This window comes from Pseudaminobacter soli (ex Li et al. 2025) (assembly GCF_029892515.1).
GTDB lineage: Bacteria > Pseudomonadota > Alphaproteobacteria > Rhizobiales > Rhizobiaceae > Pseudaminobacter > Pseudaminobacter soli_A.
This window is the reverse complement of the sequence record NZ_JARXVF010000017.1, coordinates 1-13,657: the sequence shown is the minus strand read 5'-3', so window position 1 is coordinate 13,657 and position 13,657 is coordinate 1. Positions and strand designations below refer to the sequence as shown.

Here is a 13,657-nt window from a genome sequence, read left to right as displayed (position 1 = left end):
CCGACCGTCGTGGAATCGTCAAGGTTGGCGTCGGTGTTGCCCAGCGCAACGCCGACGACCCCGCCGACAGCGTCCTTGCCGTCCGCGCCGAACACATCGTTCGACAGCACATCACCCTCGATCGCCTCGAAGCTCCCCGCGGCAACATCGGTCGTGTCCGCATGCGCCGTCGGCACGTCGTCGACGATGTTGATGGTGATGGTGGCTGGCGCTGACGATGACTTTCCATCGGAAACGATCAGCGTGAAGGTGTCATGTTCCGTCTCGCCAGGAACGTCCGTGGTGGGGCCGCTCAGTTCGTACTTGTAGGTTACAACGCCGGTTGCGGGATTGTAGCCAGTTATCGTGAGTGTGCCATAGCCAGAGGCACCGACGAAACTTTGGCCGGCCAGAGCCGAGATGTTGACGGTCGTGCCGTTTATCGTGAGCGTCTTGAGGTCGCTAAAGCCGTCGGGATCTGACAAGCGGAACGAGCCTTCATATATGTGGCCCGCGGTTGAATTGGCGGAATTCGAGCCGATGTTCGGCAAGTCTGATTCATAGACGATACCCGTATCACCAAGCTCGATGCCCGGCGCGTGATTGATTGCCGGCGCCGGTTCGCGCGCGATCGTCGGGTAAAGGTCGCGTTCGTCGAGTTGCGAAAATTGCAGAGCCGTCGGCGGCAGCAAGTCTGAGAGATTGAAGCCCCGACCGATCCCTCCCAACGGCATTTCGAAATTGCCACCGGAGCTGTGGGAAGTTCCGCCGGCCGACATGGAACCATTGGGACCATAGGCGACGTTCACGCCGCTAGCTTCCAAAGCCGCCAAAAGCGCAACACGCGGCACTTCCACTTCGCCCAAAACGAAGGTAGGCACATTGGCGGCCGCATTCTTGATGACGATCTGTGTGCCGTCGGCTTGTTCGAGGACCAGGTTCTGGCCGTCGACCTTTATGTTGTCGATCGAGACGTTGGCGGGCAGATGAACGACATTGCCGGCTTCCGGCGCATATTCGTGCGCGACAGCCGGCGTCGATTCCTGAGAAGGTGTGGAAGCGCCCTGCTGGACAGGCGCTCCGCTGCCGGCATCGACCGGAACAGGGTCGACCGCTTCGGCCTGGCTGGTGGTGGAAGCTTGGGCGACCAGCGTCTGCGCCGGAGAGGCATGCGATCCTGCTTCGGATGATCCGCCCTCAAAGGCCCGCGCACCCGCCAGATTGTCAACTTCCATGCTCATCTTGAACCCCCGCCAACTCTATAATGGCCGGGACAGAAACACCTAATAATCAATGAGGCAATACTGCCTATACTCAAAACATATAGATATGTATGTTTCTCGTGTAAAAATTCTGTTTTGGTAAAAGCCTATCATATAGCATACTATGCATTTCGGACCTCATCGAAGCTAGCCCAGGCCGAGTGCTCGCACACGGAAGTCCCGGGCAGGAAAAACAATTAGAATTTTAGACAATTTATCTGAAGTAAAATTTTGAATCATTAGCCACGCCTGTTTGCTGTATTTTCGCCTCTTCTGAATAACTTCCTCCGTAGCGAGGGCGTTATGAAAAGAAAAAACAGCAACTCCAAGTATTCTAAGAATAGTCTTGTGATTCTTACTGCTCTTCTTGCTGGATTGGGGCAAGGCGCGACGGCACAGGCGGCCACCGGCCTGCGTACAAGCACTGCGCTGCCAGAGGCGACGAAGGCTTCAGCCTTTTTGGGGGGCGTGGCGTTGAAGATGCCGCCAATCACTCAGAAAGCGGCTTCGACCTACAACTTCGTGTCCGGTTGGAGGGTCTATGGCCCGTCGGGGAACGGGGCTCCGGTCGCACCGGAGACCACCAAGCCAAGCCTGGATACGATGAAGACTGCATCGATCATGCCAGGCGTCTTTGGTTCGATGGCTCTTCGGATGAAAAGCTTCCCGGTTTCAGCCCGTTGGTCGCCAATTTACCAGGCGGTCAGTACTTGCATTTCGGACACCGGTTGCGGCGACGATCCGGAGTTCCAAAACTTGGTGGACAGCGCCCACGGCAAGGGTTTCAAGGAAAAGCTGTCGCTGATCAACAGCGGCATAAATCGCATGATTACCTACCGGTCGGACCGCGAAGTCTATGGCCAGGAAGATTATTGGGCAAAACCGGGCGAAACTCTTCGTAAACGCCTGGGTGACTGCGAAGATTTCGCAATTCTGAAGATGGCCGCCCTGCTCGAGGCTGGCGTACCGGCGCAGAGCATGTCTCTGGTGGTGCTTCAGGACAAGCGGCTGCGCGTCTTTCACGCAGTCCTTTCGGTGAGCACGGCAAGCGGTAACTTCATCCTGGACAATGTGAGAGATGCGGTGATGGTCGACAGTCAGTTGCCGAACTACATGCCGCTCTACTCGTTCAGTCAGGAGAGGGCCTGGATCCATGGCGGGAAGCCCGGCTCGACGCAGCTTGCCGACGTGGCGGGTGGCTTCGGCAGAATCGCTCCCGGCGAAGGTCCGGTTTCGGCTGATGGCACGGCGGTGTCCGAAGAGGGTAAGTAGCGCGCACCGGAGAACACCCGGCCAAGATCCTGAAAGTTGCAGACTTTTCGAAAAGGGTCGTGCGTTAGAACAAAGGCCAAGAGCACGAAGGCGATTAAAGCAAAGGCGATCTCGATCTAGCGATCATGGCCTCGACACGAACGCCATCAGCAGTTCCGGCTCCATCACCGGCGCGCGCACAGCGTTGATCTGACCGCGATAACGGCGGTCACCCGCCCCCAGAACGAAACCCGTGACAACCGGCCCTTCGAGGTTTGCGTCGAGCTTGCTGAATATTTCCGGCAGGCTGAGATCCAGCGATAGCTTTAGATCCTGCCTGCCGTCGCTGCCTTGCGGCAGGTGCTGTCGCACCAATTGCTGAAAAGGCGCGTTGAAATTCAGGATCCGCTTGCTAGAAGACAGGGTGAAGGCAGGCGACGGGCATGCGCCTAGGATGGAATTGACCGTCTTTATGGACGCAAGTCTGGAAAGCTCCGCATTTTCGCCGGTCAACCAGCGTATGCAGGTCACGCGGATCGCCGACGTCGCGTTTTTGGAGTCGCCATGGGTCTTGGCTATTTCATCAACCATTGCGCCAAGCGTGGATTTCCGGCTTTCGGCAACCCTCTTCAGCACCTTCCAGAAAAGGCGTTCCAGGCGAAGCCCCCGACGGGCGCCGCCATGCGAGACCACCCTGAACTCGGGCTGCAGGTCGGTCGACGGAACCTCTGAAAGCGCCTGGTCAAACATCTCCAAAGGCGCGGTTTCATCTTTCACGCATTGCCTCTTCGCGTGCTTTGTTGATGGGCTTCAAGAGGTAGGTCAATATGGTCTTGCGTCCGGTCATGACGTCCACTGAACAGATCATGCCCGGAATGATCGAGTAGGACTTTCCATCCTTTTCGAGCGCCGCCGTATGGGTCGAAACCCGGACCTGATAGTAGGGCTCCCCGGTATGTTGGTCGAGGAGGCTGTCGGCGGTTATGTTTTCGACCTTACCTTCGAGGCCTCCGAAAACCGAAAAATCATATGCAGTGATCTTGATGAGCGCTTCCTGGCCTGGGCGAATGAAGGCGACATCGCGCGGCGATACACGCGCCTCCACCAGAAGCGTATCCGACGTCGGCACAATACCCGCCACAACGGCGCCGGGCTGCACGAAGGCGCCGAGCGTATTGACCTCCAGCGTATTCACAATGCCGTCGACGGGAGAGCGGATGTCGGTTCGCGCAACTTTGTCCTTCGCTCCGCGAAGGGTCTCCTGCACAACCGACAGTTCGGCCAGGGCTTGCGTCAAATCATCGAGCGCCTGCTGCTGAAACTCCAGCCCGATCTCTTCCACCTGAAGCTTCGCCTCGGTGAGCGCGCCCTGTATCCGTCCGATGGACTCCGCGGAAAGCTTGATTTGCCCCTTGAGCTCGACCTGCTCCCGGTCAACGCGTATCTTTTCAGTCTGCGCTACCAGGCCGCGCTTGGCGAGCGAATCGACGAGAGCGGCCTCTCGATCGCTGACGCTGAGGTTTTCGGCCAGCCGCTGCGAATTGGCATTGGCCTCTTTGAGCTCTCCTTCGCGCTGCTCGACACGCGCTTTCAGGACTGACAGCTTGTTTTCGAAATTTTCCCGTTTTGCCACCAGCAGCTTCTGCTCGTTGGCACATATTTCGGGAGCGGAGGAAAGAATATCGGGAGGACACTCAAATGAGCTGGAGATATTGCCGCTTTGCTCGTGCTTCAGGCGCGCGATGCGGGCCGCAAGCGCCCGTGCTTTTGCCTGCTGCTCACCGAGGCTGGAGACATTCAAAGTATTGTCCAGCCTGATGATGAGATCGTCCTTCTTTACCTTCTGTCCGATTTTTACCGCGATGTCCTGCACGACACCTGGTTCGCTGGACTGGATGATCTGCGTCTTGGATGCGGGAATGACCTTGCCATCGCCGCGCGCAATCTCATCCACCTGCGCGAAAGCCGCCCAGGCAACGAACGTGGCGAAAAGCGCACCGATAATGTAGACGGAGGCCGACGCGAACAACGGCGGGCGGTCTTCTCCAATCAGCATTTGCTAAACACCCAATGTATATTGGTTCGACCAATGCGCCACTGATCAGGCACTCTGTCTTTGCAGGGCCTGAACAACCTTTTCCTTCGGCCCGTCGGCAACGATCCGGCCCTGCTCCACCACAATGAGGCGATCGACGATCTCCAGCATGCTGTATCGGTGAGTGGATATGATCAGCGTCGTGGTTTCATCGAATGCGACTTTCAACTGGCGGATAAGCTGACGCTCCGAAGCGAGATCCATCGATCCTGACGGCTCGTCCATGAACACGATCTTGGGCTTTGTCAGAAGCAAGCGTGCAATCGCCACCGCCTGCCGCTGGCCACCCGAAAGGTTTGTGCCGCGTTCGCCGACATTCATGTCATAGCCGCGGGGATGGCGGGATACAAACTCGTCCACGCCGGCGGCCTTCGCCGCCGCGATGATTTCCTCATCGCTGGCCTCGGGACGCGCCATCAGCAGGTTTTCCTTGATCGTGCCGGAAAACAGGTCGCCTGCTTGCGCGACGATGCCGACGGCCGCCCGCACCTCCGATGGGTGATACTGGCGGATATCGATGCCGTCGATCAGCAATTCGCCCGTTGTCGGCAGGAAGAGCCTGCCGATCAGTCGTCCCAGTGTAGTCTTGCCCGAACCGATACGGCCGATGATTCCAACGCGCTCGCCCGGTCTTATCGAAAGCGTCAAGCCAGTCAGAACCTCGTTTTCCGATCCGGGATACGCGAAGCCGACATTCTTGAACATCAGACCACCCGACTGCACCGGGCGGTTGACGAAGCCGAGTGTTTCGGGCCGATCCTCGGGCTGCGCCATAATCGAGTCCAGCACCCGCAGCGACAGCATTGCCTGACGAAAGCGTGAAAGAGTTATTGCGATCTGGCCGAGCGGGGCAACAGCTCTCGAAGACAGCATGACTGCTGCAATGATGGCGCCCGAGGAAACGTTTCCGTCCGAAAACGAATAGGCGCCGGCAACCACGATGCCCACCGTCACCAATTGCTGGATGAATTGGGTCGCGTTGGCCGCTGCTGCCGACAGTTCCTTTATCTTCTCCGAGGTGTTGGCCGCATTCTTGGTATGCTCGCGCCATTTCCTGAGAAGATATGCTTCCGCGCGGAGCGATTTGATCGTCTCGGCAGTGGAGATGGATTCGACCAGCAACGCCTGGCGCTGCGACGCTTCGTTCATCGAGGCGGCGACCCGTTTGCCGATCCGGTGCTGGGTCACCAGCCCGACAAAGATCGAGGCGACAAAGGCAAGGGCCGGGATCACGACGAGGCTGCCGGCTACGGCATAGATGACCAGTAGGAACACGACCACGAAGAAGGTGTCTATGAAGACGCTGATTGTATTGGACGTGAAGAACTCCCGCACGAACTCATACTGCGTAATCCGGTTGGCATATTCGCCCGTCGAAGACGGCCGGGCCGAAAGCGAGCTGTTCAGCACCTTTTCGAACAGCATATAGGAGATGCGGAGATCGGCGGCGCGCCCGGCATGATCGATCAGAGAAGCACGGGCGGTCTTGAGCAGCAGGTCAAACAGCATCGCCAGAGCGACGCCCAGCGCCAATACCCAGAGCGTCGCAATCGCCTTGTTGGGCAGGATGCGATCATAGACGTTCATCGTGAAGATGGGCGAGGCCAACGCGATGATGTTAATGAAGATCGCCGCCAGGGCCACCTGTGTATAGGTGCGCCAGAACAGTCCCATGGTGCCAAGCAACCAGTGGCGCCGCTCGATCTTCTGTGCGGTGCCGGTGACTGGCGCCTCCGCCGCATTCCTGTAGGTGATCGAAAAAGAGACGCCGCCGATTATTCCACCTGCGATCAGACTTTCCTTACTGATCGTCGAGCGGCCATTGTCCTGCGGCGTGGTGAGGAACTCCTCTCCCGCCTCGGCGAGCAGGCCAATCGGATAGCCGTTCTCCAGAAACACGATGGCGGGGAGATCGAAACGCCCCCTCGACAGCTCCCGTTGGTCGAAGAAATGAGTATCGAGACCGATCCGCTCGGCAAGGTGCTCGATGTCGTTTGCTTCGATATGCGTCTTGGAGACCGGAACCCCGGCAAAGAGCACGGTTTCAGCAGAAGGCCTACCCAGATAGGCCGCTACGCCGGCGAAGCAGGCCTTGAACGCATCGCCGAAAGACTGAATGTGAGAGTGTTGGTTCACGGGCCGCCGGCTGCATTGACAAAACGGGCTTGTGCTCTGCTTTCTCTTTGTTCGTTTCCTAGTTCTTCCTCAGGGGCGCCAGAATATCGAGCGGCAGATTGTTGTTCTGCTGTGACGGCTCCCTGGTCTGAGTGTCCGTTACGGGTGCCGGCGGCACGTTGAACTCGCCGCGCGCATATGCGGCGCTCTGCTTGGGCGCAGCAATGTTCATGGTTTTGAGCATCTGTCCCGTCGCAGCCAGCAAGCGGTATTCCGCGAAGAGCGAAGCGTAAGCTGCAGTATCGGCGAGCGCCGCCGTGTTGAAGCGCGTGTTCTGCGCATCGAGAACGTCAAGCAACGAGCGCTGGCCCACCTGGAACTGCGCCCGGTAGGATTTCACGATCTGATCGCTGGTGGCCGCCTGCAATCTCAAGGTCTTGGCAAGGTCTGCCTGCCTGAAGCGCCGGTCCCAGGAAGTACGGACGGCCTCCTCGATTTCGCGGAAGACCTGATGCTGCACCATCCGCTGCTCGCTCAGACGACGAACCTGTTCCTGCTCATTGGCCTTGTCGATGCCACCGCGATAAAGGTTCCAGCGGAGCACGAGGCGGGCTTGCAGGTCATTCGAATGGCCGTCGACGCCGTCAACGCCCGTCCACGCACGCGCGCGCCCTTCCGCGAAAACTTCCGGCCCGTACAAAGCACGGGCAGCGTTTACATTCGCAGCCGCCGCATCGATGTCGCTATTTGCCATGTGGACGCGAGGATTGTTCGTCCTGGCCAGGCCTATCGCCTCCTCAAGCGAGCGAGGCAGCGCTTTGGCGACGGAACCGGGATAGGTCGCGTTGGTCAGAGGCTTTCCGACGGTTTTGAAGAACTGGATCTTGGCAGTCTCCAATTCCTCGGATGCCTCCTTCAATCGCGCTTCAGCTCCGTAGAGGCGTTCTTCCGCCTGCTGCAGATCCGCCTCCGTCAGTCCGCCGCCAGCGACAGTATCCCGGATGTTGCCCAGGATGGACTGGTGGAAGGCGAGGTTCTTCTTGGCCTCACCCACGATTTGCGCCTGGAGCATATATTCCAGATATTGCTGAGCGACCGACAGAGCGATGAACTCCGACCGCTCGAGAACCCGGAACGAAGCGCCGTCGACACGGGACGCCTGTCGGTTCAACTCCGCTCGCCGCGCTCCGTTGTCGAAAATCGACTGCGTCACGACCAGGCTGGCTTCACTGGGATGGAGCGTTTCATTCTTGATCGAGAAGGCACGCCGAGCAGGGGTGTCCAGTCGGCCTACGCCAGTGGAAGCCTCGAGGTCGACACTGGGGAGAAACAGGCCCTTGGCTTGCCGAAGCTCAAACTCCACCGCTTCGCGGTTTTCGATCGCCTGCCCGATCTCCGGGTTCGAATCGACGGCCACCGCGATCGCTTCTTTCAGCGTCAACGCATTCGAAGTACCGGTCGACAGAACCGTTGCGGCCAAAAGAACCGCCACGCGCAAACGCCTGAATTGCCTTGCAGCCATATTCCCCACTACCCCCAATAAAACTGCGGCAACCTTGTTGATAGCAAGGCCCCCTCCAAATACCTCAAAATTAGCAAGAGTCGACAACCAATCGGTGTCTTCTCAACTACGAATATCGCCCCTAAAAGTGAATAGGCATACTGTGTAGTAAAAAGAGCACAGAAATCAGAACTGATTTGCCGTCTTTCGAAAAACACAAGTGATGAAATCGGAAAGTATTTTTCCGGCCTGTATCGATGAACCGGAGGCTGCGAAAACAAGCGAAAAGCGTTGAAGTCGAGATTATCCTACTTTGCGACTGGATCGAGACGGGAATGGAACCGGAGCCATCTGTCCTGCTCAGTCCGCCTCGAAGATACTACTGCCGATCGACCTCCTCAACGACGATTGCATTTTTTAGCTTCAATATGAACGATCATCGAAACGAAGCCTGAACGCCTCATACCCTATTGATGTTTCGACTTGATGGAGGGAATGATACGTGGCAGGCAGGGAAGCGCGGAATCAAGGTTTGTGGCCGATATTTCAGTTGGTGTTATTGGGCACGCTCGGCTGCGTTGGGCTGTCGCTCCTCTTCAACTACCTGCTGCTGTTCAGTGCGCTTACTTCCTTCGGTAGAGGCGTCGTCGCATCCATCGCTCTGCCTCTCTTGATCGGGGTGCCGATGCTAGCGGTTATCGGTCTCAAGCTAAGAGAACTCCGCGGCCTTAGGAATGAACTCAATCGTTCGGCAAGCTATGACAGGGTAACCGACACCTATCATGGGGATGTATTCTCGTCGCTGGTCGAGCGCAGAATGAAGTCCAGAAATCCGAAGTCCGGTCTGCATGGCGCCCTCCTCGTCGTGAATGCCGAGCATCTCAACTCCATCATTCAGCAACATGGTTTTGTATGGGGCAACGAGGCCTTGCGCCTGATTGCCGGGACAATCCGTTCGTCGATCCGGCACGACGACTTCGTCGGGCGCATCGGAACGACCGAGTTCGCCATTTTCCTGCACCACGCCACGGAACAAGACGCCGTCGATGTCGGTAGCCGCATTCGAAGTGAGATCGCGAAGGTGTATTTCGCCCCCGAAGGAGAAAAGGACATCCTTACGGTGCGGGTCGGGGGTGTTGCGTTTGATGAGGCAACGGATTTCACCGCGATGCACCGCGCTGCTGAAGCGCAGATGTCCGCCACGAACCGCAAGACCGATGATGTGGAAGTCACGCTGCTAAGAGATTTGACGTTTGAAGAAAGCCGCATGGTCTGATGGCGTCGGCCCGCTGCTTCCGCTCGTTTGTATCATGGTGGGCGGGCCACAACGCGACGGAACGCCACTTTGTTACGCGCGGCACGGGGTCTTTGCAGCAATGCGGCGGCCTGTTTTCGCTGCTACGAGTTGAAACTGTTGCCCGATAATTTTCCGCTTATCCATTGGTTGATTTGCTTCAGAGGAAGCTGCGGTATTCTGCCAGGGCTCAGAACAATCGCTGATCGAGCGAGAAGGGCTCCTGGCCAACTATTCGAATGTCCGCTGCGGCAGGGTGACTGTGGTTGATCAGCACGTTCAGATCTTGAGAGCCGAGAACCGGCACGATGGCTGAGGGGACGCGCAACAACGGCGTTGAGCGCCTCTCTTGCCATGCATCGCCCCTCTGCTGGCTCCAGGCCTCGTTTCGGCGCCAGTCGGCCGGGAGATCGGTTAAACGGATATCTTCCACAGCGACGCTGTCGGACACTTCATAACGGACCATGACAAGCTCCGGCAAAAGCGCTGGATCTTCGACATGGACGAGCTTTTCGAGGACACAGAGGGCAGGAGAAGTGGCGCAGTAAGTTACAGCATGGCCAACGGTGTTCCAGCGACCATCAAAATGCAGCCCATAACCACCGGCGAGCGCCTGAGCATGTTGCTTGCCTGACAGGCGCCACAGCAACATCAGGCAGCCGCGCCCCAGGCGATCTTGCCGAGGATGGTCTCGATCACGCGCGCGCCAGCTTCTGTTTGTGCGACTACTAGCGGCGTTTCGCCGCCGAGCTCAGTCAGAGGACGACGAAGCCAGTGATTGGCCTTGTTCTGATCACCGAAGGTCTGTTCCGCCAGGGACTGGATGCGCAATAGGCGGACGGCACGATCAGATTCATCGACCGTCAGCGGTTGGTGCTTGTCGGCGCGATGACGGCGTGTCCGCTGCGGAATTACGAACCTCTCGATTTCCTGCTCCGTCATCCCGGCCTGGCTGAGCCCGCGCAGAGCAGACAGCGGAAGCCTATTGCGGACGGCCAAGGCCAGATCGGCTTGCGAACGCACGACCCTGCCGAGCACGCTTTGGCCGCCGAGCTTTCGTGCGACTTCCTCCACAATGGCAATCGACATGACAGTCTCCATGCTGCGAACGGCAACTTGCCGCCAACATAGGCAGCATATTGCCGATTAGCAAGAGCCGGGGGACCTCCTGCAAATTGCACTACCGCTGCAATTGGGTCACGGCGCGGCTGATGAGTCCGAGATTTGGGCGATAGAGCTATCATTATCTCTTAAGGCTGCCTTAAGGAGGAGTTACAAAGCGCGCGCCGGTCCAAACGGAAAATGGGTCATGCGAATACTGATCGTCGAGGATGACGATATCCTCCGCGACGGGCTGAAGGTTGGCCTGTCGCTTGCTGGCTTCACCGCCGATGCGGTTGCCACTTGCGAAAGCGCGTTGGCAGCACTGGCGGCGGGAAGCTTCGATGCCGTCGTGCTCGATCTGATGCTGCCCGACGGCTCCGGGCTCGACGTGCTGAAATCCCTGCGGGATGGGCGTGACGAAACACCGGTGCTACTGCTCACCGCACGAGATCGCGTCGCCGACCGCATCGCCGGCCTTGACAGCGGTGCCGACGACTATCTGGGCAAGCCGTTCGATCTTGACGAGGTCGCAGCGCGCCTGCGAGCGCTCACCCGTCGCTCCAACGGCCGCTCAAACGCCGAACTGCAATGGCGTGACATCAGGCTGGTGCCTGCCAGCCAGTTGGTGGAGCGGGCCGGCAGGCAAGTGCGCCTGTCCCGGCGGGAGTTTGCGACCCTGCAAGTGCTGATGAGCCACCCGGGTTCAATCTTCTCCAAGGCCCAATTGGAAGACAAGCTCTACGGTTGGCAGGAAGAGGTGGAAAGCAACGCCGTCGAGGTTCACATCCACCATCTGCGCGCCAAGCTGGGGCCGGGCCTGATCGAGACGGTGCGGGGCCTAGGCTATAGGCTCGGCTCCGAGACTTGAGACCTTAAGCCTGACTTAAAGCGATCTTCAAAAAAATCGTTGAAGAACAGTGCTCTACGAGGAGCCCGTTACCGCGCGTTACCGCTGCCGTTACCGCTCTGTTCACGGCGTTTCAGGCGGGCTTCCGCAAAGCGGTCAGCCACTTCAAGAACCGCACGATCGTAGACGCTGGCGGTTGTTCGCTTGCTGCTATGACCGGCAACCTTTGCAGCGTCATCGGTCGATACGTTGGACGCCCTGCCCTCGGTAATGCCTGATGCTCGCAGATCCCGCGCCCATAAGTTAGCGGGAAGCCCTGCCGCTTTCCTGTCGACAGTCCAGCGCCGCGAAAAGATGCTCGACCTGTAAGGCAGACCTGATTCCTCGGAAACTATCATTGGGCCGCGGCGAGCTTCTGGAGGCCAATGCTGCAGTTCTTCCATGACCATCGGCGCCTTGGTCAACGGGTACGAGATTGCAGCTCCGTTCCTCTCGGAGGTTTTCGACGGCGTGTAGTGGAGAACAAGATTCTCGTCGATGTCTTCCCACCGAAGACCGAACCATTTCAGATCGCGGCCTGGGTCAAGAACGTCGGAGACACCGCCCTCGTCCATCTTCCACCATTGCCCAATGATGTCCCAAAGTCGTAGGGTCGTTTCAAACTCCAGCGCATAGACTAACGCTGAAGACGGGCGCCCGTTAGCATGTGCAGCTTGCCTGGCGGCTGCCACCTGCTCCGAACTAACCCGTTAAACACGATTTCCGCAACCTGGTGTTGATTTTGTTTTGGTGCAGCGCGGACTGGCTTTGATGCACCTCCTCAAAAGAAAAAGCCCCAGCTTTCGCCGGGGCCAGAGGTCACTGCGGGAGTCGCAGATCAGAACTTGTAGGCGATGCCTAGGCGGATGTCGTTGGTCCGGAACTTGATCCGTTGCGACTCATTTTGGTCACCCCAGAAATCGTCGGAGTTCCTTCTGCCGTAGTCCGAATAGCGGTATTCGGCTCGTAGGATCAGATTGTCGGTCGCGGCATAGTCCAAGCCCACACCGAGGTTCCAACCGTTTCTGGTGGTTTTCTCCGAGAACTCGCGATTGAAGGCGGCGTCATAAAGGCTCATTTCGAATTGGGCCGCCGAGTAGCCGCCGGCGATATAAGGCAAGAAGCGGTCCATTGCGTAGCCAAGGCGGGCTCGAACGGCGCCAGTCCATTTGACCTTCGAAGAAGCGTCGATGCGGTCGTTGTTGAGTTTGCCTTCGAAATAGTAATCGCTGCCTCTCCTTATGTCCGCAGCATTGATGTCGGCGTCCACGCCAATAACGACATCGTTCGAGAACTGATAATTATAGCCGCCATAGATACCGCCAAAAAACCCGCGCGGATTTAGGTCGGAAGAGTCACCGTAAGAGTTTTCAAAGCGCGCATTGGCCCAGGCATAGCCGATCTGAGCGCCAACATAGACACCCGACCAGTTGTAGATAGCAACAGGCTCCTGAACGACCACGTCGGCAGCCTTGGCGCCGGTGATGCTAGCGGCGATAAGCGCCGAGGCGATGATATATTTCCGCATGATTATCCCCTTCTGATTTCAAATAGGTAAGACATTTGCGCAGAAACAAGCAATCCGTATATATCGACGCCGTTACATCGGCGGCACTCTGTTGCAATTTTGCTACTTCTTTCAGAGTGCAGAAGCAGCCTTTCTCCTTACGTGATTTTCGACTCGGTCAGAGTTAGTTTGCTGTCGCCAACACTACCAAATTACCCCAGTAGCCCGCCTCGTCCCCCACGAGGTGGGCTATTTTACTTTGATCGTGACAGGAAATTCGAGCAAACTCAGATTTCTCTTGTGCTTCTTGGTCTTTTACCTGCTCTCGACTGCCGACCTCAGACTCCAGGCTGGCGCTTTATTTTATGCGACAGCACCCAACGCCGTTAAGACATTCTTGACCATGTCTGGCCACGATATGGCGTCTACGGTTGAGTACTGAGTACCGCGGCATTAGATGCCCAGACACAAGCCCGTCGTCTCACCGGAGGCGGCGGGCTTCTCTTTTGGGGCGGGAACTGTCAAGCGCAGAAAAGTGCCCCGGATAGCAAGCTCCAGGCTCTAACGAATGCGCACAAAGGATCGTGTCAGCAATTCAGGTGCTGCCGCGTCGTGCTTACGAGCTCCCGCCAGGGGTCTTGCTTCTCTCCGAAGTCGGCACCG

Annotated in this window: 12 protein-coding genes; 3 read left to right on the top strand and 9 right to left on the bottom strand. The window is 57.8% G+C overall.

The window, feature by feature from the left end; genetic code table 11:
• Window positions 1–1,220: VCBS domain-containing protein (locus M2281_RS29060; RefSeq protein WP_280824685.1), on the bottom strand; the 1,220-nt coding region annotated here is incomplete at its 3' end.
• Window positions 1,221–1,544: 324 nt separating this feature from the next.
• Between M2281_RS29060 and M2281_RS29055 the strand changes: the two genes are divergently transcribed.
• Entirely contained in the window at window positions 1,545–2,513 is a 969-nt protein-coding gene (locus M2281_RS29055; RefSeq protein WP_280824684.1) for a transglutaminase-like cysteine peptidase, read from the top strand.
• 123 nt (window positions 2,514–2,636) lie between these two features.
• Here M2281_RS29055 and M2281_RS29050 read toward each other — a convergent pair whose 3' ends face one another.
• The 4 genes from M2281_RS29050 to M2281_RS29035 are packed head-to-tail and all read right to left on the bottom strand — an operon-like array spanning window position 2,637 to window position 8,224.
• A complete protein-coding gene (locus M2281_RS29050; protein ID WP_342394314.1) occupies window positions 2,637–3,269 on the bottom strand; it encodes a ribbon-helix-helix domain-containing protein in 633 nt (210 codons plus the stop codon).
• Window positions 3,259–4,548, bottom strand: coding sequence for an HlyD family type I secretion periplasmic adaptor subunit (locus M2281_RS29045; protein ID WP_280824683.1), 1,290 nt, complete (start codon window positions 4,546–4,548; stop codon window positions 3,259–3,261). The genes M2281_RS29050 and M2281_RS29045 overlap by 11 nt, the downstream gene beginning before the upstream one ends.
• A 45-nt stretch (window positions 4,549–4,593) precedes the next feature.
• On the bottom strand, window positions 4,594–6,723 hold the full coding sequence (locus M2281_RS29040) for a type I secretion system permease/ATPase (RefSeq protein WP_280824682.1): 2,130 nt from the start codon (window positions 6,721–6,723) through the stop codon (window positions 4,594–4,596).
• A gap of 58 nt (window positions 6,724–6,781) precedes the next feature.
• Window positions 6,782–8,224: a TolC family protein gene (locus tag M2281_RS29035; RefSeq protein WP_280824686.1), complete on the bottom strand. Its 1,443-nt coding sequence runs from the start codon at window positions 8,222–8,224 to the stop codon at window positions 6,782–6,784.
• Window positions 8,225–8,705: 481 nt separating this feature from the next.
• Between M2281_RS29035 and M2281_RS29030 the strand changes: the two genes are divergently transcribed.
• Window positions 8,706–9,479: a GGDEF domain-containing protein gene (locus M2281_RS29030; protein ID WP_280824681.1), complete on the top strand. Its 774-nt coding sequence runs from the start codon at window positions 8,706–8,708 to the stop codon at window positions 9,477–9,479.
• A gap of 208 nt (window positions 9,480–9,687) precedes the next feature.
• Here M2281_RS29030 and M2281_RS29025 read toward each other — a convergent pair whose 3' ends face one another.
• Both M2281_RS29025 and parS read right to left on the bottom strand, forming a co-directional pair.
• Entirely contained in the window at window positions 9,688–10,149 is a 462-nt protein-coding gene (locus tag M2281_RS29025) for an RES family NAD+ phosphorylase (RefSeq protein ID WP_280824680.1), read from the bottom strand.
• Window positions 10,149–10,586, bottom strand: coding sequence for a type II RES/Xre toxin-antitoxin system antitoxin (gene parS / locus M2281_RS29020; protein WP_280824679.1), 438 nt, complete (start codon window positions 10,584–10,586; stop codon window positions 10,149–10,151). Before parS ends, M2281_RS29025 begins: the two co-directional genes overlap by 1 nt.
• A gap of 220 nt (window positions 10,587–10,806) precedes the next feature.
• Between parS and M2281_RS29015 the strand changes: the two genes are divergently transcribed.
• Window positions 10,807–11,469: a response regulator transcription factor gene (locus M2281_RS29015; protein ID WP_280824678.1), complete on the top strand. Its 663-nt coding sequence runs from the start codon at window positions 10,807–10,809 to the stop codon at window positions 11,467–11,469.
• A gap of 68 nt (window positions 11,470–11,537) precedes the next feature.
• On the opposite strand, the gene M2281_RS29010 is transcribed toward M2281_RS29015, so the two are convergent.
• On the bottom strand, window positions 11,538–12,062 hold the full coding sequence (locus M2281_RS29010) for a hypothetical protein (protein ID WP_280824677.1): 525 nt from the start codon (window positions 12,060–12,062) through the stop codon (window positions 11,538–11,540).
• 263 nt (window positions 12,063–12,325) lie between these two features.
• Complete coding sequence (locus tag M2281_RS29005; RefSeq protein ID WP_280824676.1) at window positions 12,326–13,015, bottom strand: outer membrane protein; 690 nt, start codon at window positions 13,013–13,015, stop codon at window positions 12,326–12,328.
• Window positions 13,016–13,657: the final 642 nt, after the last annotated feature.

Excerpts from the sequence above, each read along its gene's own strand:
- parS (WP_280824679.1), bottom strand. The coding sequence starts at position 10,586 with ATGTCGATTGCCATTGTGGAGGAAGTCGCACGAAAGCTCGGCGGCCAA.
- M2281_RS29005 (WP_280824676.1), bottom strand. The coding sequence starts at position 13,015 with ATGCGGAAATATATCATCGCCTCGGCGCTTATCGCCGCTAGCATCACC.
- M2281_RS29055 (WP_280824684.1), top strand. The coding sequence starts at position 1,545 with ATGAAAAGAAAAAACAGCAACTCCAAGTATTCTAAGAATAGTCTTGTG.
- M2281_RS29015 (WP_280824678.1), top strand. The coding sequence starts at position 10,807 with ATGCGAATACTGATCGTCGAGGATGACGATATCCTCCGCGACGGGCTG.
- M2281_RS29010 (WP_280824677.1), bottom strand. The coding sequence starts at position 12,062 with ATGGACGAGGGCGGTGTCTCCGACGTTCTTGACCCAGGCCGCGATCTG.
- M2281_RS29035 (WP_280824686.1), bottom strand. The coding sequence starts at position 8,224 with ATGGCTGCAAGGCAATTCAGGCGTTTGCGCGTGGCGGTTCTTTTGGCC.
- M2281_RS29045 (WP_280824683.1), bottom strand. The coding sequence starts at position 4,548 with ATGCTGATTGGAGAAGACCGCCCGCCGTTGTTCGCGTCGGCCTCCGTC.
- M2281_RS29025 (WP_280824680.1), bottom strand. The coding sequence starts at position 10,149 with ATGTTGCTGTGGCGCCTGTCAGGCAAGCAACATGCTCAGGCGCTCGCC.